The following is an 18,259-nucleotide window of genomic DNA, read 5'->3' on the forward strand; positions in this document are numbered from 1 at the left end:
CATTTCGTAAAGCATTCGGGCCGGAAAGAGGCCTAGCATCATCGCGCCACCCGGCATTCTGGCGGGGGCGCGATGTTCGTTTACGTCGCGTGTTCGTTTACGTCGCGGCACGATCGCGTCAAACTACAACCCGCTTTCACCGTCATCGTATTGCCACGCTTTTCAACACCGCGCGTGGCTTTTGGAGAACATTCACATGGCATCGGTCAACAAAGTCATTCTCGTCGGCAACCTCGGCGCAGACCCCGAAACGCGCTACATGCCCAGCGGCGACGCCGTCACCAACCTGCGCCTGGCCACCACCGACCGCTACAAGGACAAGCAGTCCGGCGAGATGAAGGAAGCCACCGAATGGCACCGCGTGGCGATGTTCGGCAAGCTGGCCGAGATCGCCGCCCAGTACCTGCGCAAGGGCTCGTCGGTCTATATCGAAGGCCGCATCCGCACCCGCAAGTGGCAGGACCAGTCCGGCCAGGACAAGTACTCCACCGAAATCGTCGCCGACCAGATGCAGATGCTGGGTTCGCGCCAGGGCGGCGGCGGTGGTGGCGGCGAGGAAGGCGGCTACGGCGGCGGTGGCGGCGGTTATCAGCGCGAGTCGTCGGGCGGCGGCTATGGCGGTGGTCGTGGGGCCCAGGGCGGTGGCGGCCAGCAGGGCGGCGCGGCACGCCGTCCGCAGCAGCCGGCCTCGAATGGCTTCGAGGATATGGACGACGATATTCCGTTCTGAGTATCGCGACAGAAGTCCGCGAGTATTGCCCTCGAACCCCCGCGCTGCGGGGGTTTTGTTTTTTTGGGCCTGGCACGTACGAGCGTGCAGGACTTACAGCCTCTTCGCCAATTCTCGCCACGCTCAGCCGAGGCCCCCGCGCAAACCGCATGACCTCATGCGAACACATTCGTATGCGCACCATCGGGCAAGCCCTATATTTTGCGTTCTGATTTTGTATGCAAAATGGAGGTGCCCGTGGGGGTGTGGAATGCAGGACGTAGCTATGCGATGCCCGTGGCGTTGGCCGGCATGGTGGCGGGCATGGGTTGCGGTGTCAGCCATTCGGTGCACGCACAGCCGGCGCCATCGGTTTCGGTTTATGGCCTGATCGACACCATGGTTCGTTACTCTGACAACAACCGCGCGGACCAGCGGCTGGCCGAGCTGGGCGAGGGATACTTCAGCGGCTCGCGCTGGGGCATGCGCGGCACCGAGGCGCTGGGCGGAGGCTGGGCTGCGCTGTTCACGCTGGAAAGCGGTTTCGACCTCACCACCGGCACTTCGCTGCAGGCGACTGCGACCTCCAACTACGGACAAGTCGGCACGCAGGGCGCAGGCCGTTTGTTCGGCCGCCAGTCGTACCTGGGCATCGAGCACCAGAGGTGGGGCAAGCTGACCTTCGGCCGCCAGTTCACCACGGCCTACGATGCCACGTTCCGCTTCCAGCCCTATGGCCATCCCAACCTGGATGCGGTGGCCATCCTCAACGGCTACACCGGTCCGCGGCAGGACAACATGGTCAAGTACGCGGGCCGGCGGGGCGCGTTCTCGGCGGCCGCGCACTATACCTTCGGCGAAGTGCCAGGTGATGCGACGGCGGGCAGCAGCCGGGGACTGGCGCTGGCCTGGACCACGGCGCGGATCGACGTGGGAGCACTGCTGCAGCGTACCGATGCGCTGCCGACCGCCGAAGCACGCACTATCTGGGGCATCGGCGGCAGCAGCCAGCTGGGCCGCGTCAAGGTGGCGCTCGGCTACCTGGACCACCGCTACCGCCTCGGCCCGACCCGCAACCATGTGCTGACCGGCGGCGCCACGCTGCAGGCGACGCCCGCGCTGGCGCTCTCGCTCGCCGCGGGCTATGACCGGCAGAGCGCCGCCAGCGGCCATCGGCTGATGCTGACCGGCGTGGCCGAGTACGTGCTGTCGCGACGCACCAGCGTCTACGCCGAAGCCGACTTCAACCGCATCAGCGGTGCCTATGCGCTGCCAGCCTTCATGGGCGTGCGCGGCAACAAGTTTGGTGGCGGCATCGGCCTGCGCCATCGCTTGTAAGGCGAGGAATGCATCATGGTTTCCAGAAGACAATGCATGGCGCGCCTGCTTGCACTGCCGGCCCTGGCCGGGCTACCCGCGCACGCGGAGCACGGCGCGGCATGGCCGCGGCATCCGGTGCGGCTGGTGGTGACGTTCCCGCCCGGCGGGTCCAGCGACATCGTCGCGCGCCTGCTGGCGCCGCTGCTGCAGGAGCGGCTGGGACAGCCGTTCGTGACCGACAATCGCCCGGGAGCGGGATCCACCATCGGCGCCGCGGCCGTTGCCTCCGCGCCGAACGATGGCTACACGCTGCTGATGTCGAACTCGGCCGCGCTGAGCATCTCGCCCTTCCTGCTCCGGCGGCCCAGCTACGACCCGGTGCACAGCTTTACGCATGTGCATTACATCGGCGCGGTGCCGATGGTGTTCGCGGTGCATCCGTCGGTGCCCGCACGCAGCCTGGCGGAACTGGCGGCGTGGATTCGCGCGCAGCGCGATCCGGTGCCGTTCGGCAGCGGCGGCGCGGCGTCCGTGGCGCATATCGTCGGCGAACTGTTCGGCCAGCAGGCCGGGCTGAAGCTGACCCACGTGCCCTACAAGGGCGCGGGGCCGATGCGCGCCGACCTGCTTGGCGGGCGGATCCCGTTCGCAGTGGACGCATTGCCGCAGAACCTGCCGTTGCTGCAATCGGGCGACCTGCGCCTGCTGGCCGTGACCTCGGCCCAGCGCGTACCGCAGGCGCCGCGGCTGCCTACCGTCGCGCAAGCCGGCTATCCCGGCCTGGTCGCCGAAAACTTTGTCGGCGTCTCGGCGCCGGCCAATCTTCCCGAGGACATCGTGCAACGTTTGCATCAGCCCCTGCAGGACATCCTGCAACAACCGGCCGTGCGCGGCCGCCTGGAAGCCCAGGGCTTCGTGCTGGCCGAGCGTCGGCCCGAGGCCTTCGCCGCCTACGTGCGGCAGCAGGTGCAGGCATGGGGGCCGGTGGTCGCGGCCACCGGGGCGACGCTGTCATGAGCGCGCGCATCCAGGTAGTGCTGTTCGGGCCTGAGGGTCGCGGCAGCTTCAACGAGGCCGGACATGCCGGTGCCGTGCGCGCGCGGGATGCCGGCCACGATGTGGCCGTGGCATGGATTGCCGACCCTGAGCCGCAGGCGCGCGCCGCGGCCGTGCTGTCATTGTGCGAAAGCGAACCGGACCTGGTGGTGGCCCACGGCGGCCAGGGCGACTATCCGGTCGCAGTGGCCGCCGCGCGCCATCCGCTGCGCCGCTTCGTGGTCACGCAGGGCAGCGTGCTGTCCGCCAATACCGCCAGCTACACCGTGCTGCAGGAACAGTCGGCCTTCCTTGCCGGCGTGCTCACGGCAACGGATTCGCGCACCGGGGTGGTGGCGCATCTGTCCGGCGAGAAGGTGCGCCCGGGACTGAAGGGCCGCGCGGCGTTTCTCCATGGCGTGCGCAGCGCCACGCCGGGCGTGACGGCGCTGACCACCTTCTGCGGCAACCAGCATGACCCGGATCTTGCTGCCCGCGCCGTCACCGCGCAGGCCCGGGCGGGCGCCGATATCGTCTTTGCGATGATCGACGGCGGCCGCGACGGCGCCATCGCCGCCTGCCGCGCCAGCGGCATGCGCCAGATCGGCAACGTGCTGGACTGGACGCGCCGGGATCCGGAGGTCTTCCTGGCATCGGCCGTGGCCGACAGCGGCCTGTGCGTCGAGCGCGCGATCACGGATTTTGCGCGCGACCGCATCGCATGGGGCACGGCGCGCGCGTTCGGACTCGAGACGCCGGCCGCGGTGCGGCTGGCGCCGGGCCGCGATGTCAGCCAGGCCGCGCGCGTGGCGCTCGACCACTGGAGCCAGCGGCTGCTCGATGGCGGCGTGGCGGTGGACGAGGACTATGCCGGCCCCGAGTTCCAGACCGGCGGCATACCTGCGGTCGCGTAGTCATCGCATTGACGGAAGGCCACCACGCAGAGATTTCACACCAGCGCCGGCAAGCCGGCCTCCCGCTCCCACTCGACGCAGTTGCGTCCGTTGTTCTTGGCCGCGTACAGCACGTTGTCCGCGCGCATCAGCAGCGCTTCCAGGTCTTCGCCGGGCCGCAGCGTGGCCACGCCAAAGCTGGCGGTCACGTTGCGCATGCCGGGCAGGGCCTCCATGCTGGTCTGCTCCAGCGTCTCGCGCAGGCGCTCGGCCAGTTGCAGCGCCGCTTCGTGCGGGGTGTCTGGCAACAGCACGACGAATTCCTCGCCGCCCAGGCGCGCGGCGATATCGCGGCGGCGGATGCCCGCGGCGATGACGCGGCCGACTTGCGCCAGCACCGCATCGCCGGCGCCGTGGCCGTAGTTGTCGTTGATGAACTTGAAGAAGTCCAGGTCGCACAGCAGCACGCTCAGGGCCTCGCCCGGGCGCGGCGGGATCTGGCGCGCGGCCAGGGTCTCGAGGCTGCGGCGCGTGTGCAGCTGGGTCAGCGGATCGGTATCGCGTTCATGGCGCAGGTCGTCGATCACGTCCTGCGCGGTCGCCGCCAGCAGGGCCAGTCCGAGCGCCAGCAGCAGCAAGGCCAGTGTGGCCTGCAGCCATAGCCAGTAGGTGGTGGGCAGCAGCGCGGCGGCATCGTGCGCGGCGCCCGGCGCCAGCGCCAGCAGCGTGCGCGGCAGGAACTGCAGCGCGAACACCACGAACACCCAGAACAGCACCCGGTCCACGGTGCGGCCGGTGCGCAGCGGGGCCAGCGGCGCCACCCCCGCCAGCAGGATCATCGCGACGCCGACGTTCAGGATGTAGATGCGCGCGACCAGGCTGGGATGCACCAGGTCGAACCATGCCACCATGCCGAACAGGGCCAGCGGCAGCGCCACCGCCGCGCAGCGGTCGGGACGTGTGCCGATGCGGGCCAGCATGCCGCGCAACAGCAGCACGGCGCTGCCCAGGTAGAGCGCGCCGGCAACGGTGGCAGGCCCGCCGCCAGCGCGCGGCGGCCACAGTACCTGCAGGCCGATGGCCGCGGCGGCCAGCAGATAGCAGGCGCCCAGCTGCAGCAGGTGGGGCCGCGTGCGCTCATGGCGCCATGCAAACAGGAAGCAGAGCGCAAGCAGCAAGGCAATGGCGGGATTGACCAGTGCCAGGAATCGACCGGCATCGTGCAACACGGAGAGTCCCCTGTCTTGGTGTTCTCTGGCAGGGGATGAAGCCCGCGTGCGAAGCGCGTCGAAGCGCGCAAGCCAGGGAACATGGATAGCCGCAGGCGCCGCGCGGGCGCGGTGCACCGCCGCGGGCGGGCCCCGCAGTGCGGCCCGCAGCAATGAACTGGGCGGCAACTGCTGGTAACAAATTGTTTCTGTGCGAGCATTCTAGACACGGGTGGCGCCTAAGGCGCCCCCCCGAATGGGGGCCTGACCGGCAAACAATTGTGAACACGGGCGGCCCGCGCTTGCCCATCGCCGCAGCCGCCGGATGCCCGCTTGGCGGCATTTGTGACTAATCTGGTAGATGCTGTCGGATCCTCCGGCAGTTCGGTTTTCCCGTACGCAAGGAGATCACGATGAAGACCAAGAAAGCGATGCCAGTGTTGTTGCTGGCGGCAAGCGTGCTGGCGGCGCCGTTCGCGATGGCGCAGGGCGGTGCCAGGTCCAGGCCGATGACCGAACCCATGGCCGCGTCCGCGCCGATGGCGCAGAGCTCGCCCTATATGCAGGTGCAGCAGTGGAAGAAGGGCGACCGGCTGCCTACCGAGTTCCGGGACCGCCAGTATGTGATCGACGACTACAAACAGTACAACCTGCCCGCGCCGCGCAAGGGTACGCGCTGGGTCGGGATCGGCGCCGAGTATTACCTGGTGGCGCCCAACGGCGTGATCCAGCAGGTCGGATCAGGCTCCTGAGGCCACAAAAAAACCGCCACGCCCGACGCGTGGCGGTTTTTTTGTGGCCGGAATCGGCGGTCAGATGCCCAGGATCTTTTTCGCCTCGAGCAGCGACTTCATCGATTCATCGTGCTTGCCGGCCTTGTGATAGGCCTCGCCGTCGGCGCGCAGCTTGGAGACCTTGGCGGCGTCCTCGGTCGAGAGCTTGGGGTTGGTCGACAGCTTGGCATCGATGGCCTTCATCTCGTTGGGACAGTTATGGGCGAATGCCATGCCGGTGGCGCCGCACAGCACGATGGCGGTGGCGAGGGGAAGGAACTTGTACACGGTGGCCTCCACGCAGAACTGTTGGAGCCTTCAGCATAGTGCATGGCACCGCCATTGGCGGCAGGCCGGCCGGCGGCGCGGAACATACCCTCTCGAAGGGGTAAATCGCGCGGTTTTGTTTCTCGTTTGAACGCTGTCGCGCCGGCCTTTTTCCGGCCCTGCGGTGCGCCATTCATCCGATATTCAACCATTTGGCCGAAGCCGGCGCCGGGGCCCGGCAGGGCCATTCCAATGGCCTGGTCCCGCATTTTCACTGGCCTTTTTGCAGGCTGACCCGACTGCCGGGCATGGCAAGGGCCGGGGCATTCTTTGTGTTCTGGCTGGCGCTTCAGGGTTGAAACAGCCCATGCCAATGCACGATTTATCGCAATCGCCTCCCTTTCTAGATTGGAGCTACCCGGCATCGCACCGGGACTTCAATCCATGAAAACGGGGGGCTTCCACCATGCAACAGATCGACCTGAAACGGGCGGCGCTTCCGCTCGCCTGCCTTGCCATCCTGCTCGCCGGTTGCGGCGGCGGCGGTGGCGATTCCACCACCGCCGGGGCCGGCCCGGCCGCCAGCGTGCCCGGCCCCGCCGGCGCCGATGGCAAGACCATGCTGTCCGGCACCAATGCACCCACCGCGGACATGGGCAGCGATGGCGATTTCTACCTCAATGTCTCGAGCTCGACGCTGTACGGCCCGAAGGCCGGCGGCGAGTGGCCCGCCGGGGTGTCGCTGATTGGCCCGCAAGGCGTGGCCGGGGCGCCGGGCGCCACGCTGCTGCATGGCGCGGCCGATCCGACCGCGGCGGACGGCGCGGTGGGCAGCTTCTACCTGAATACCACCACCAGCACGCTGTTCGGGCCGAAGACCGCGGATGGGTGGCCGGCCGGGATCTCGGTGGTCGGCCTGACCGGCCCGGTCGGGCCCGCGGGCCCCGCAGGTGCCGACGGTGCGCCCGGTCCGGCCGGAGAGAAAGGCGAGCAGGGCGAGCAAGGCGAGAAGGGAGACAAGGGCGACCCCGGCGAGCCTGGCACGGGCGCCACCGTCTACACCGCCAACTTCGCCGTCACGGCGCCGCCGGGCGGCGTCGGCACCTATGTCATGACCGGTACCGGGCTGACGCTGCAGAGCAGCGACCCGTACTTCGGCGCAGTGATGCCGGTGGCCTGCGAGGGCGGCTTCACCCTGACCGCGATCCTGGCGGGCCAGGTACCCGCCAAGGCGGCGTACACCGTCACGGCGCACCGTGTCGCCAGCGGCACGGCGCTGGACCAGGTCAACGTGCTGCCCATCACCGACGCGTCGCAATGCATGCTCGACAACAGCGAGCGCACCTGCTCGGCGCCGGCGACCACACCGGTGGCCGCCAACGACGTGGTACAGGTCCAGGTCAGCGGCAACAACAGCTTCAACTGGGGCGGCGGGCTGTACGTGAACCTGTCGTGCAAGTCCGGTAGCTGAACCACGGCGCCGCGTCGCGCCATTCAAAAACAGCGGCCGCCAGGCCGCCTCCCGACCCTCTGCCAGGGCCGCCGGCGCACGACGCGCGCGGGCCACGTAGCGCGTCCTGGTTTTCCCCCACGCCTTCCGGTGTTATTTTGGAGGGCGTCATTTTTTTGCCCGTCCCTACCCGTACCATCCCGATTGCACCGACGTCATACGGGAGCGCCCCCGCGCATGGAAACCTCCGCCGAACATTATTCGCTGGCCCTGCTGTGCGCCGCCGTGCTGACCGTGACGGTGGTCGGCATCCATTACGAGGCGCTGCGCCTGTTGTCCGCGATGCATCCGCGGCGCTGGAGCGGGCGCATGAATATCGGCGTGCTGATCGTCTGCATCATCCTGGTCCATTGCCTCGAAGCGATGGTGTTTGCCGGGGGCTTCTGGTTTGCCGACCGCGTGCTGGGACTGGGCGGGCTGGCCGGGGTCGCCGTGCCCGGAGTCGAGGCCGCGCGCGCGCAGCCGGACGCGCTGCTCTACGCCTACTTCGCGCTGGAAACCTTTACCACCCAGAGCCTGGGCGATATCGTGCCGGTGGGCGCCAGCCGCCTGATCGCCAGTATCGAGCCGCTGGTCGGCCTGATCCTGATCGGCTGGTCCACCTCGTTCACCTACGTCATGATGCGCCGCGACTGGGAACTGGAGCGCGAGGAGGGCGGCGAGCATCGCCGCGGCTAGTATCTGACGGCATCGTTCCGGCTTCCTCGGCGCCTTGCGTCTGTGTTCAAACCACGGGCCGCGGCCAACAACAAGCGGCGGCCGACAACAAAAGGGAATAAGCGCACATGGCAAGACTGGTAATGATCCTGCTCGGCGTCGACTACCTGCGCACGCGCTGGCGCGGCCTGCTGTGGCTGGGCTGTGTGAGCGTGCTGCTGGGCGTGGTGGCGTTCGTCGATGCACTGGACAACGCCATCTACTTCCCGATGACGCCGTTCGCGGTGGTGCTGCTGCTCGAAGGCCTGGCCACGCTGGTGGTGGCGCGCAGCGGCATCGGCGGGCAGCGCACGCTGCGCCAGGTCAAGGGCGTGTCGTTCTGCTTTGCCGCGTTGCTGATCCTCGCCGGCCACCATCACGGCCACTTCGTGCTGTCGATGATCTTCGCCACGCTGTTCCTGGCCGACGGGCTGCTGCAGATCGTGTCGGCGCGGGTGGTGCGCTTCCGCACCTGGCGCCTGGCGATTGCCGTGGGCGTGTTCGAGATCCTGGTCGCGATCTTCTTCTATCAGCCGTACCCGACCCACTATGTCGGCACAGTGCCGTATTGCCTTGGCCTGGGGCTGGTCTTCGGCGGCTGGAACCTGTTGCTGCTGGCCTCGCGCCTGCGCCGGCTGGACCATAACCCCGGCATGGACCCGGCCGACGCGGCGCCGGCCGATACCGCGCCGACGCTCCATACGGCCAGCGACGCGCCCGACCTGACGCTGTGGGACGGCCCGCCCGGGCCCGGCGAGCATGCGCTGACGGTGCATGTCTGGACCCCGGTCGGCTCCGCTCGCGGCGAAGCGCGCCGCCAGCCGCTGGTGGATCGCTATATCGCCGCGGTGGACCGCGACGGGGTCATCTCCACCGGCCATGCCGCGCTGGAATCGCCCGAAGGCATCTACATCAGCCTGTACCCGGCCGAAGAGATCGACCGCGCGCCCGACGAATTCACCCGCATCCTGCGCGCCACTCGCGAGAACGACGTGCCGGGCAAGTTCCAGCCCGACTACCAGACCGAGGCGCGCGCCTGGTGCCCATCGACGGTACAGGTGCGCATCCGCAACTACGACCCCGAGCGCCTGCGCCGCTTCTGGGACGCGTACCGGCAGGACACCACCTACAACCTGACCTACCGCAACTGCTCCAGCACGGTCTCGCACGCGCTCGAAGCGGCGCTGGAAGGCGCCTCGGCCCGGGTCTGGCGTCAGGCGCGGGGCTGGCGGCCGCTGTGGCGCCTGCTCACCACGCCGGAGTTATGGGTGGCGGCGCAGATCCGCAAGCGCGCCAAGACCATGGCCTGGACCCCGGGGCTGACGCTGGATTACGCCCGCGCGCTCAGCATGCTGGCCGATCCGCGGCCGTCCGGCTGGGCCAGCATGACGCGCATGGCGCTGGGGCAGATGCGGCGCCAGCGCCAGGACTGGCGCGAGGCCGCGCAGCGTGCCGAAGCCGGAGAGGCCCCGCAGGCCGGCAATGTCGCAAGTGCCGCAAATGCCGGTAGTGCCAGGCCGCGCGGGACCGATTAAGCTCGCGGTATTTGCCAGAAACCGTCGAGCCAGAGGAGACATCGCATCATGCCAAGACGCCAGCGAATCCTGAACCGCTTTGCCGCCCTAGTCGCCCATTGCGCCCTTGGTGCCCTGGCGGTGGCGTGCGGCGCGCATGCGCAGACGCAGGACCAGGGCGGTGCCGCCGCCGCTATCAATGAAGCGGTGCAGCAAGGCACCAACCCCTATCGTCCCGACCCGTCGGCGACACCGGCCAGCATCCAGTCGGACGAGTGCCGCGCGCTGGCCGAGCAGATTGCGCAGGCGCCCAAGCGCGAGTACCGCGCCACCGAGCCGGCCATCGAAACCGCCCAGGGCCGCATGGTGCCGGAGCTGGAACGGGACCGGCCGAAGCAATCGCTGCAGCAGGCGTACCGGGAGAAGTGCACGCAGTAAGCGCCCGGCTGCGCTGTCGAACGGGCCGCGGGCTCAGCCGTGCCCGGGCGTCACATACGCCCCGGTGCGATGCAATTCGCCCTCGGCCTGCTCCAGCGCGCGGATGGCGCCCTTGCCCTTGCGCGCCAGCAGTTGTTCGACCAGCGCCTCGACCACGGCCACGCCGGCCGTGATCGACGGAAAGAACGACGGGCTTTCGACCGAGAACAGCAGCGTGCAGTCCGCGGCCAGCGCGATCGGCGCGACCGTGCTGTCGGTCAGCGCGATCACCTTGCAACCGCACTCGCGCGCGGCCTCGGCCACGCGGATGCTTTCCTGCGAATACGGGGCGAAGCTGACCACCACCACCGCATCCTTGGGCGCCAGCCCGCGCAGCTCCATCTCCAGCGTGCCGGCATCGGCGCGGATCAAATGCACGCTGCTGCGGAACAGCCGGTAGACATAGTGGAAGGTGAACGCGATCGGAAAGCATGAGCGGAAGCCCGCCACATGCACGCAGGCCGCGTGCGACAGCAGCTCGGCGGCTTGCGGCAGCGTTTTCTCGTTGCTGGTGGCGATTCGGTCCAGGTTGTGGTGTTGTGCCTCGAGCATCTCGCCCAGCATGCGGCTGGCACTGCTTTCGCGCACCACCTTGCGCGCGCGCCGCGCATACGGCTGGGTACCGCCGCGCAGCGCGTCGACAAACAGCTCGCGCATGGCTTGCCAGCCCTCGAAGCCGAGATGCTGCGACAGCCGCACCAGGGTGGCGGGCTGCACTCCGGCGCTGGCCGCGATCTTGCGCATCGACAGCACCGGCACGTCCTGCGGATGGTCGAGCAGGTAGCGGGCACCGCCCTGGAATTGCGTGCTGAGGGTGGGAAAGCCGCGGCGCAGCAATTCCAGCAGTGCCTCGAGGTCGTGGGGCGGCGCTGGTGGCGGTGTTGGCGTTGGTGTCCCGGGCCGGGAAGAGGCGGGGGGATCGGACGACATGGGTGCTCCGGCTTCAGGGATGTAACGATTGTTGCACAGGTGCGGCCGCCTGCGCACCGCGTCGGGGCGATGGCGGGCGCATTAACGTCCGCGCCGGCCGGAATCTTTACACCTCATGACACCCGGCCACGCCACTGTCACTTCGCTACAACGCCGGTCCACCGGCATCGTATTTTCCTTACCCGCTTAACGGATCGTGACTTACACTCCGCGCCATAACCTCCGGAATTCGGTCGTCCGGAACATAATGAGTAGCGGAGCGCGAGCATGGGACATAGAAGCCCGGCAGTGCGACACGGTGGGAGGGTCAACCCGCCGTTTCGGGTCATATTCAGGGTCATCCCGGGGGTCGGATCCTACGCAGGAATCCGGGCGGTCGGGACTCAGGGGGCTGCCGGCATGCGATGCCGGGGCAGGCCGCCGCATGGCTTCACGCTGATCGAAGTCATGATCACCGTGGCGGTCATCGCCATTCTTGCCGCCGTCGCCATTCCCAACTACAGCCGTTACGTGGTGCGCTCCAACCGCGCCGCGATCGAGTCCTTCATGCTGGAGGTCTCGGGCGCGCAGGAGCGCTTCCTGGTCGACAACCGCGCCTATGCCGCCAGCCTCGGCGCGCTCGGCATGTCGGTGCCTGCCGGTCTGGCCACGCGCTACGACGTTACGGTGACACCGGGCGCGGCGCCGCCGCCGCGCTACAGCATCGTCGCCACGCCCAAGGGCAGCCAGCTCAGCGACACCGATTGCGGCACGCTGACGCTGACCAGCGCCGGCGCCAAGTCCGCCTCGGGTGCGGGCACCGACTGCTGGAACTGACCATGCGGCCCAATCTTCCCCGCGCGAATCATCGCCGGCGGCGTGCGCGCCGCGGCTTTACGCTGATCGAGCTGCTGTGCGCCTTGTCGGTGCTGGCGATCCTGGCGGTCGCGGCGGCGCCTTCCTTTGCCTCGCTGATCGCCGGCCAGCGCGTGCGCAGCGCCTCGCTCGACCTGGCGTCGGCGCTGGTGCTGGCGCGCAGCGAAGCGGTCAAGCGCAATGCCACGGTCTCGCTGGCCCCGGCCGGCGCCGCCTGGACCGCAGGGTGGACCGTGAGCGTGGGCGCCGAGACGGTACGTTCGTTCGGGCCCTATGGCGGGCTGGCCATCACGCCCAGCGCGGCCGGCGGCCTGGCAGTCGGCAACGACGGCCGGCTGACCGGCGCGGCGATGACGTTCGAGTTCGCGCCCGGGGGCGATACCTCGGCCACCACGCGCGTGTGCGTGCAGGTCAGCGAGACCGGCCGCATCGCCTCCACCAACGGGGCCTGCACATGACGCGCATCGCCATATTGCGGCAGCGCCGCCCTGCGCACCGTGCGCAGGACGGCTTCCTACTGATCGAAGTGCTGGTGGCGGTGGTGATCCTGCTGGTCGCGCTGCTGGGCACCGCCGGACTGGTGGCGCGCTCGGGCCAGACCGAGATGGAGTCCTACCAGCGCGTGCAGGCGCTGGCGCTGCTGCAGGACATGGCCGCGCGCCTGAACGCCAACCGCCAGGTGGCCGCGTGCTATGCCAACGGCGCCGCCGGCATGCAGCTGGGCAGCGCGGCCGCGCCGCCGGCCGCATGCACACAGGGCAGCGCCGCGCAGAACGCCACCGCCAACGCCGACCTGCAGGCCTGGAACGCGGCCTTGCTCGGCAGCGCCGAGATGCGCCCGGGCGCCAGCTCGGTCGATCCCGCGCAAGCGGTAGGCGCGATGATCGGCGCGCGCGGCTGCATCGAGACCGTCGACGCGGTCAACCAGGTCTACCGCATCACCGTGGCGTGGCAGGGGCTGGCCACCACGGCCGCGCCGGCGCTCGGCTGCGGCAAGGACCAGTACGGCAACGACGCGTATCGCCGCGCGGTCAGCACGCAGATCCGCATCGGCACCCTCGGGACCGTGTCATGACCGCGCCGCATTTTTCCGTGCCTGCATCCCGGGCCCGCGCCACGCGCCTGCGGCGCCAGCGCGGCATCTCGCTGATCGAGCTGATGATCGGCATCACCATCGGCCTGGTGCTGCTGACCGCGCTGGCCAGCCTGTATTACGCCAACAGCCTGTCGCGCACCGAGTTCGCCAAATCGGCCGAACAGGTGGAGAACGGGCGCTATGCGCTGGAGCAGATCCGGCGCGAGGTGGAGCTGGCGGGGTTTTTTGGTGTGGGCAGCATTGCGCGCGGCGCGACCCTTGCGGGTCCGGCGCTGTGTGCGACCGATCCAGCGGCATTGGGATTCGATGCCGGCACCACCGTGCCGCTTGCGCTTGCCGGCTATGCCCCAGGCGTGGTGGCTCCGTGCCTGCCCGATATGTCGGCCAACTCGGAAGTGCTGGTGGTGCGGCGCGTGTCGACCACCGCTGTGGCGGCGCCGGTGCCCGGCGTGCCCTACCTTCAGGTCTCTGCCTGTCCCGACGACAGTGTGTCCTTCGTTTTCGACGCCAGCGCAGCAGCGGCTTTCCCGCTGCGGACCAAGGCTTGCGATCCCGGCATGCGCGCTGAGTTGCGCCAGGCCGTGGTGCGCGTCTTCTACCTTGCCGGGTGCGACCGCTGCACCAACGGCGGCGACGGCATTCCCACCCTGAAGATGGCAGAGCTGGTCAATGGCGCATTCCAGGTGCGCTCCGTCGCGCAGGGTGTGCAGGACATGCACGTCCGCTACGGCATGGATCTCGACAGCAATGGCTCCGCCGACTGCTATGTGGAAGACCCGGGCGCCAACAACGCCGCCGCCTGTGCGGTCGTGCCGGGCTACGACTGGACCAATGCGCTCGCCAACTGGGGAAACGTCACCACTGTGCGTGTCGACGTGCTGGCCCGCACGCTGCGGCCTTCCGGCGGCCAGGCGGACAACCGCACCTATGACCTGGGCCGCGCGATGGCGAGCGGACCCTTCAACGACGGCTACAAGCGCCATGTCTACGCCCAGGTGGCGCGCGTGGTCAACGTCGCCGGGCTGCGCGAGCAATAGGACGAAGGCCGTCATCACCCGATATCGTCAAGGCATGCAATGAAAAGGTCATCCGGCACGGCGCCGCGCCGCAGGCAAACCGGGGTCACGCTGGTCGTGACGCTGGTGTTCATGGTGTTGTTCCTGCTGATCGCGGTGGCGATGGTCAACTCCGGACTGATCAACGTCAAGGTGGCGGCCAACCAGCAAAACGCGATGGAGGCGCGCGACGTCGCGCAGCAGGCCATTGAACAGGTGATCTCCGACGACTTCACCAAGGCACCTGCGGCGCTTAGCGTGCCGGTGGACGTCAGCGCCGATGGCAGGGCCGACTACGTTGCCCAGGTGGCCAAGCCGGAATGCGTAGCCAGCAAGCCGATGAAGAACGTCGAGCTGGACCTGGGCGATCCGGACGATGTGTCCTGCTTCGTCGGCAGCAACGTGCAGAACACCGGCATCGTCACGGCTGGCAACAACGCCGGCAATTCGCTGTGCAATGCGACCCAGTGGGACGTCGCCGCCACGGTGAATGACGCCGCCACCACGGGTGCCGCGGCCACCGTCCACCAGGGTGTGGCGGTGCGGATGCCGACCGGCTCGGTATGCCCGTGACGTCGAAGCCGCAGCGCCACCCTTTCACCATGCCTAGCACGGGAACCCGCATGACGAACCCTGCCCGCCGCCGTTGCGCCTCGAACATGACCCTTCGCCTGCGCACCTGTTTCGCGCATGCCGGCTTCGCCGTGCTGCTGACCCTGGCCGGATCGCAAGGGGCGCGGGCGGAAGACATTGACCTGTTCACCGGCCTGCAGACCAATGCCGGCACCAAGCCCAATGTCCTGTTGCTGCTGGACAATGCCTCGACGTGGAATGCATCGACCACCATCAAGGGTTGCGATACGGTCGATTCGAACGGCGTCAGTGTGGTCAGCGCCAACAACGCGGGCACCGATGTCGGCGCGATCCAATGCGCGTTGTATCGCGCGGTCAACACGCTGGTGACCAACCCGCAGCTGACCGGCAACATCAACATGGGGCTGATGATGTTCGGCACAGGCAACAACGTCGGCGGCAGGTTTCGCCATCCGGCGGCGGCCCCGTACACGCTGCCGGTGATGAACGCCACCAACGGCGCCGAATTTCTCAAGTACATCACCACCATCGATCGCCAGGCCGACAACTCCAACAATTCGCAGGTCGGCGCCGGCATGCAGGAGGCGTGGGCCTTCTTCGGAGGCCGGAAGGGGTTATCTGGCACGCAGTACACCTCACCCATCACCAACCCCTGCCAGAAGAACTTCGTCATCTATATCGCCAACGCGGTCAACAACGGCAAGCCGCAGGACACCGGATCGGTGGCCTACGACGCGCTGGTGGCCGCCGGTGCCACGACCAGGCAGCTGACCCCGCTCAAGCTCGAGGCCGGCAAGGACAAGTACGCCAGCAACTGGGGCGACGAGTGGGCGCGGTTCATGTACGAGACCGACATCAACGGTAATCTCGACAACAACCAGAACATCATCACCTACACGATTGCGGTCACCGACGGCAGGAACCCGGACTATGTCGAATCGACCCGCAGCATGGCCGACAACGCCGGCGGCAAGCGCTATGTGGTCGAGCTCGGCGATGTCCAGGCAATGGTCGACGCCTTGCTGCAGATCTTCAACGAGATGCAGGCGATCAACAACGTGTTCTCGTCGGTGAGCCTGCCGGTCAGCGTCAATGGGCAGGGTTCGTACCTGAACCAGATCTATATCGGCATGTTCCGGCCCGACGCCACCGCGGCGCCGCGGTGGATGGGTAACCTGAAGCAGTACAAGCTCGGCTACGACAACAAGAACCAGATCGTGGTGCTGGACGCCAATCCGCCCGGGCCAAACCAGCAGAGTGCGATCAGCAGTGCCGGTACGGGTTTCATCTCGCCCAACGCCAAGAGCTTCTGGACCGCCGAGCCGCCCCAGGGGTTCAGCGGCAACAGCTATACCGGCAGCGCCGTGGCGGGATGGCCGGCCAAGGGCTTCTGGGTCAATAGTCCATCGGGCGCCGCGGGCGCGCTGGATTCAGCCGACGGTGTCAGCGGCACCGTCGGCGGCGACGGCGAGATCGTCGAGAAGGGCGGCGCGGGCGAGATGCTGCGTGCGCAAATCATCAGGGACCAGTCGGCGCGCAAACTCTATACCTGCCCCAGCGGTGGCTGCAGCAAGACCAGCAAGGCGCTGGTGTCGTTCGATACCGGCAATGCCGCGTTGACCGGCGCGACCGGGCAGTCGGCGCTGAACAGCACCGCGGGCGATGTCGCCAACCTCATCAACTGGGTGCGCGGCCGCGACGTGTACGCGCTCAAGGAAAGCACGGTGGCCGGCAAGGAACTCCAGGCGGGTCCGGGCGGGGACGTGACGGTGCGCGGTTCCGTCCACGGCGACGTACTGCATTCACGGCCGGTGGTGATCAACTACGGCGGCAGCACCGGCGTGGTGGTGTTCTACGGCGCCAACGATGGCGTGTTCCATGCGGTCAACGGCAACCAGGCCACCGGCATCGGCGGCGTGCGTCCGGGCGGGGAACTGTGGGGCTTCGTCCCGCCGGAGTTTTACGGCAAGCTCAGCCGGCTCTATACCAACGCGCCGGAGGTGCAGTTGAGCGGATCACCGACGGGCTCTGGCGCCAGGCCGCGCGATTACTTCTTCGACGGCACCACCACGGTGTACCAGGACCTGCGCGACCCGTCGAAGCCGCGTGTGGTGATCTACCTGACCGCGCGGCGCGGCGGGCGGCTGGTGTATGCGCTGGACGTGACCGATCCGATGGCGCCGCAGTTCTTGTGGAAAGCCGACAGCAGCGCGATTGCCGAACTTGGCCAGACCTGGTCGCAACCGCGCGTGATCCGCGTCAAGGGCTATGACAACCCGCTGGTGGTGATGGGTGCCGGCTACGATCCGGGCGAGGACGCGGAACCGTCGAAGGGCGGCGGCAGCGGCGCGCAGGGGCGCGGTGTCATTGTCTTCGACGCGTTCGAAGGTAATGTGGTGTGCGCCTGGCTGGCGAATTGCTCCGGCCTTGCCGACACGGTCTGCAGCACGCCGGCCGGCATGAGCCGCGCGATTCCGTCCGACGTGGCGGTGGTCGATCGCAACGGCGACGCACTGATCGACAAGGGCTATGTCGGCGACGTCGGCGGCAATATCTGGCGGCTCGATTTCGAGACCGCGGCCGGCACCGGCCCGGCGGCGTGGACGCTGGGCAGGTTCGCCGCACTGGGCGGCGCACAGGCTACCAACGACGCGCGCAAGTTCATGTACCCGCCCGACGTCATCACCACCGGGGCCTACGATGCGGTGATGATCGGCAGTGGCGACCGCGAGCATCCGCTATACACCACCAGCACCACGCCGGGACTGGCCTACAACGTCGTCAACCGGTTCTACATGCTGAAGGACACCGCACTCACCGGCGGTTTGCCGTCGACCTGGACGCCACTGACCGAGAGCAGCCTGTTCGACGCCACCAGCACCGAATATGCCGATGCGACCACCGCCAAGGGGTTCTACCTGACCCTGGGCGCCGGCGAGAAAGTGGTCAACGCACCCCTCACCGTGGCCGGCTATACCTACTTCGGAACCAACCAGCCAAGCGTTCCCAAGGCCGGCGCCTGCTATCCCGACCTTGGCATTGCGCGCGGGTATGCGGTGTCGTTCCTGACCGGCAAGGGCATCAACAACAACCGCCACGTGGTGTTCAACAATGGCGGCCTGCCGCCGTCGCCGGTATTCGGCGTGGTTGCGGTCACGGACAAGTCGGGCAACACCAGCAACGTGCCGGTGCTGATCGGTGGCGGCAACCAGACCGGTCCCGGGGGCGGCGACAATACTTCGTCGCTGGGCGCGCAGAAGATCTCGCCGCCGGGCATCGGCAAGCGCAAGCGCACTTACTGGTACACCCAGACCGACAGGAAGTGAA

General features: G+C 68.1%; 18 protein-coding genes. 15 read left to right on the forward strand and 3 right to left on the reverse strand.

Translation table 11 applies throughout. The features are described from left to right. The first annotated feature begins 196 nt into the window (after positions 1 to 196). The 4 genes from C7416_RS08720 (at position 197) to C7416_RS08735 (ending at position 3,978) form a co-directional block, all read left to right on the forward strand. The gene (locus tag C7416_RS08720; protein ID WP_111518241.1) at positions 197 to 730 is read left to right on the forward strand and encodes a single-stranded DNA-binding protein; all 534 of its coding nucleotides are present in this window, start codon (positions 197 to 199) and stop codon (positions 728 to 730) included. 270 nt (positions 731 to 1,000) lie between these two features. Further along, the gene (locus tag C7416_RS08725) at positions 1,001 to 2,047 is read left to right on the forward strand and encodes a porin (protein ID WP_111518243.1); all 1,047 of its coding nucleotides are present in this window, start codon (positions 1,001 to 1,003) and stop codon (positions 2,045 to 2,047) included. Positions 2,048 to 2,083: 36 nt separating this feature from the next. Then, positions 2,084 to 3,046 carry a Bug family tripartite tricarboxylate transporter substrate binding protein gene (locus C7416_RS08730; protein ID WP_240988141.1) on the forward strand — a complete coding sequence of 321 codons (963 nt, stop codon included), beginning with the start codon at positions 2,084 to 2,086 and terminating at the stop codon, positions 3,044 to 3,046. Beyond that, the gene (locus C7416_RS08735; protein ID WP_111518247.1) at positions 3,043 to 3,978 is read left to right on the forward strand and encodes a BMP family lipoprotein; all 936 of its coding nucleotides are present in this window, start codon (positions 3,043 to 3,045) and stop codon (positions 3,976 to 3,978) included. Before C7416_RS08730 ends, C7416_RS08735 begins: the two co-directional genes overlap by 4 nt. A 35-nt stretch (positions 3,979 to 4,013) precedes the next feature. Here the strand turns inward: C7416_RS08735 and C7416_RS08740 are convergent, their stop codons facing one another. Further along, a complete protein-coding gene (locus C7416_RS08740; protein WP_111518249.1) occupies positions 4,014 to 5,186 on the reverse strand; it encodes a GGDEF domain-containing protein in 1,173 nt (390 codons plus the stop codon). A gap of 392 nt (positions 5,187 to 5,578) precedes the next feature. Here C7416_RS08740 and C7416_RS08745 point away from each other — a divergent pair, with 392 nt between their 5' ends. Continuing rightward, positions 5,579 to 5,917 carry an RcnB family protein gene (locus C7416_RS08745; RefSeq protein WP_111518251.1) on the forward strand — a complete coding sequence of 113 codons (339 nt, stop codon included), beginning with the start codon at positions 5,579 to 5,581 and terminating at the stop codon, positions 5,915 to 5,917. A gap of 60 nt (positions 5,918 to 5,977) precedes the next feature. On the opposite strand, the gene C7416_RS08750 is transcribed toward C7416_RS08745, so the two are convergent. Beyond that, on the reverse strand, positions 5,978 to 6,226 hold the full coding sequence (locus tag C7416_RS08750) for a hypothetical protein (RefSeq protein ID WP_111519037.1): 249 nt from the start codon (positions 6,224 to 6,226) through the stop codon (positions 5,978 to 5,980). Between the two features lie 445 nt (positions 6,227 to 6,671). Here C7416_RS08750 and C7416_RS08755 point away from each other — a divergent pair, with 445 nt between their 5' ends. The 4 genes from C7416_RS08755 (at position 6,672) to C7416_RS08770 (ending at position 10,363) form a co-directional block, all read left to right on the forward strand. Continuing rightward, positions 6,672 to 7,676: a collagen-like domain-containing protein gene (locus C7416_RS08755; protein ID WP_111518253.1), complete on the forward strand. Its 1,005-nt coding sequence runs from the start codon at positions 6,672 to 6,674 to the stop codon at positions 7,674 to 7,676. A gap of 216 nt (positions 7,677 to 7,892) precedes the next feature. Then, on the forward strand, positions 7,893 to 8,393 hold the full coding sequence (locus C7416_RS08760; RefSeq protein ID WP_111518255.1) for an ion channel: 501 nt from the start codon (positions 7,893 to 7,895) through the stop codon (positions 8,391 to 8,393). Positions 8,394 to 8,500: 107 nt separating this feature from the next. After that, complete coding sequence (locus C7416_RS08765) at positions 8,501 to 9,946, forward strand: HdeD family acid-resistance protein (protein WP_111518257.1); 1,446 nt, start codon at positions 8,501 to 8,503, stop codon at positions 9,944 to 9,946. A 48-nt stretch (positions 9,947 to 9,994) separates the two neighbouring features. After that, positions 9,995 to 10,363, forward strand: a complete 369-nt coding sequence (locus C7416_RS08770) for a hypothetical protein (RefSeq protein WP_111518259.1) — start codon at positions 9,995 to 9,997, stop codon at positions 10,361 to 10,363. A gap of 33 nt (positions 10,364 to 10,396) precedes the next feature. Here C7416_RS08770 and C7416_RS08775 read toward each other — a convergent pair whose 3' ends face one another. Next, positions 10,397 to 11,332, reverse strand: a complete 936-nt coding sequence (locus C7416_RS08775; protein WP_111518261.1) for a MurR/RpiR family transcriptional regulator — start codon at positions 11,330 to 11,332, stop codon at positions 10,397 to 10,399. Between the two features lie 399 nt (positions 11,333 to 11,731). On the opposite strand from C7416_RS08775, the gene C7416_RS08780 reads away from it, so the two are divergent. The 6 genes from C7416_RS08780 (at position 11,732) to C7416_RS08805 (ending at position 18,258) form a co-directional block, all read left to right on the forward strand. Further along, positions 11,732 to 12,148, forward strand: coding sequence for a type IV pilin protein (locus C7416_RS08780; protein ID WP_240988142.1), 417 nt, complete (start codon positions 11,732 to 11,734; stop codon positions 12,146 to 12,148). 2 nt (positions 12,149 to 12,150) lie between these two features. After that, a complete protein-coding gene (locus C7416_RS08785) occupies positions 12,151 to 12,645 on the forward strand; it encodes a GspH/FimT family pseudopilin (protein WP_111518265.1) in 495 nt (164 codons plus the stop codon). Then, a complete protein-coding gene (gene pilV, locus C7416_RS08790) occupies positions 12,642 to 13,262 on the forward strand; it encodes a type IV pilus modification protein PilV (RefSeq protein WP_111518267.1) in 621 nt (206 codons plus the stop codon). Before C7416_RS08785 ends, pilV begins: the two co-directional genes overlap by 4 nt. Beyond that, a complete protein-coding gene (locus tag C7416_RS08795; RefSeq protein WP_111518269.1) occupies positions 13,259 to 14,320 on the forward strand; it encodes a PilW family protein in 1,062 nt (353 codons plus the stop codon). Before pilV ends, C7416_RS08795 begins: the two co-directional genes overlap by 4 nt. A gap of 39 nt (positions 14,321 to 14,359) precedes the next feature. Then, positions 14,360 to 14,911 carry a pilus assembly PilX family protein gene (locus tag C7416_RS08800; protein WP_111518272.1) on the forward strand — a complete coding sequence of 184 codons (552 nt, stop codon included), beginning with the start codon at positions 14,360 to 14,362 and terminating at the stop codon, positions 14,909 to 14,911. Positions 14,912 to 14,997: 86 nt separating this feature from the next. Next, the gene (locus C7416_RS08805; RefSeq protein WP_111518274.1) at positions 14,998 to 18,258 is read left to right on the forward strand and encodes a pilus assembly protein; all 3,261 of its coding nucleotides are present in this window, start codon (positions 14,998 to 15,000) and stop codon (positions 18,256 to 18,258) included. Position 18,259: the final 1 nt, after the last annotated feature.

The organism is Cupriavidus phytorum, assembly GCF_003254285.1.
Classification (GTDB): Bacteria; Pseudomonadota; Gammaproteobacteria; order Burkholderiales; family Burkholderiaceae; genus Cupriavidus; species Cupriavidus phytorum.

What these genes read in the sequence shown, in the direction of transcription:
- C7416_RS08720 (WP_111518241.1), top strand. Translation starts at nt 197, where the DNA reads ATGGCATCGGTCAACAAAGTCATTCTCGTCGGCAACCTCGGCGCAGAC.
- C7416_RS08725 (WP_111518243.1), top strand. Translation starts at nt 1,001, where the DNA reads ATGCCCGTGGCGTTGGCCGGCATGGTGGCGGGCATGGGTTGCGGTGTC.
- C7416_RS08730 (WP_240988141.1), top strand. Translation starts at nt 2,084, where the DNA reads ATGGCGCGCCTGCTTGCACTGCCGGCCCTGGCCGGGCTACCCGCGCAC.
- C7416_RS08735 (WP_111518247.1), top strand. Translation starts at nt 3,043, where the DNA reads ATGAGCGCGCGCATCCAGGTAGTGCTGTTCGGGCCTGAGGGTCGCGGC.
- C7416_RS08745 (WP_111518251.1), top strand. Translation starts at nt 5,579, where the DNA reads ATGAAGACCAAGAAAGCGATGCCAGTGTTGTTGCTGGCGGCAAGCGTG.
- C7416_RS08755 (WP_111518253.1), top strand. Translation starts at nt 6,672, where the DNA reads ATGCAACAGATCGACCTGAAACGGGCGGCGCTTCCGCTCGCCTGCCTT.
- C7416_RS08760 (WP_111518255.1), top strand. Translation starts at nt 7,893, where the DNA reads ATGGAAACCTCCGCCGAACATTATTCGCTGGCCCTGCTGTGCGCCGCC.
- C7416_RS08765 (WP_111518257.1), top strand. Translation starts at nt 8,501, where the DNA reads ATGGCAAGACTGGTAATGATCCTGCTCGGCGTCGACTACCTGCGCACG.
- C7416_RS08770 (WP_111518259.1), top strand. Translation starts at nt 9,995, where the DNA reads ATGCCAAGACGCCAGCGAATCCTGAACCGCTTTGCCGCCCTAGTCGCC.
- C7416_RS08775 (WP_111518261.1), bottom strand. Translation starts at nt 11,332, where the DNA reads ATGTCGTCCGATCCCCCCGCCTCTTCCCGGCCCGGGACACCAACGCCA.
- C7416_RS08780 (WP_240988142.1), top strand. Translation starts at nt 11,732, where the DNA reads ATGCGATGCCGGGGCAGGCCGCCGCATGGCTTCACGCTGATCGAAGTC.
- C7416_RS08785 (WP_111518265.1), top strand. Translation starts at nt 12,151, where the DNA reads ATGCGGCCCAATCTTCCCCGCGCGAATCATCGCCGGCGGCGTGCGCGC.
- pilV (WP_111518267.1), top strand. Translation starts at nt 12,642, where the DNA reads ATGACGCGCATCGCCATATTGCGGCAGCGCCGCCCTGCGCACCGTGCG.
- C7416_RS08795 (WP_111518269.1), top strand. Translation starts at nt 13,259, where the DNA reads ATGACCGCGCCGCATTTTTCCGTGCCTGCATCCCGGGCCCGCGCCACG.
- C7416_RS08800 (WP_111518272.1), top strand. Translation starts at nt 14,360, where the DNA reads ATGAAAAGGTCATCCGGCACGGCGCCGCGCCGCAGGCAAACCGGGGTC.
- C7416_RS08805 (WP_111518274.1), top strand. Translation starts at nt 14,998, where the DNA reads ATGACCCTTCGCCTGCGCACCTGTTTCGCGCATGCCGGCTTCGCCGTG.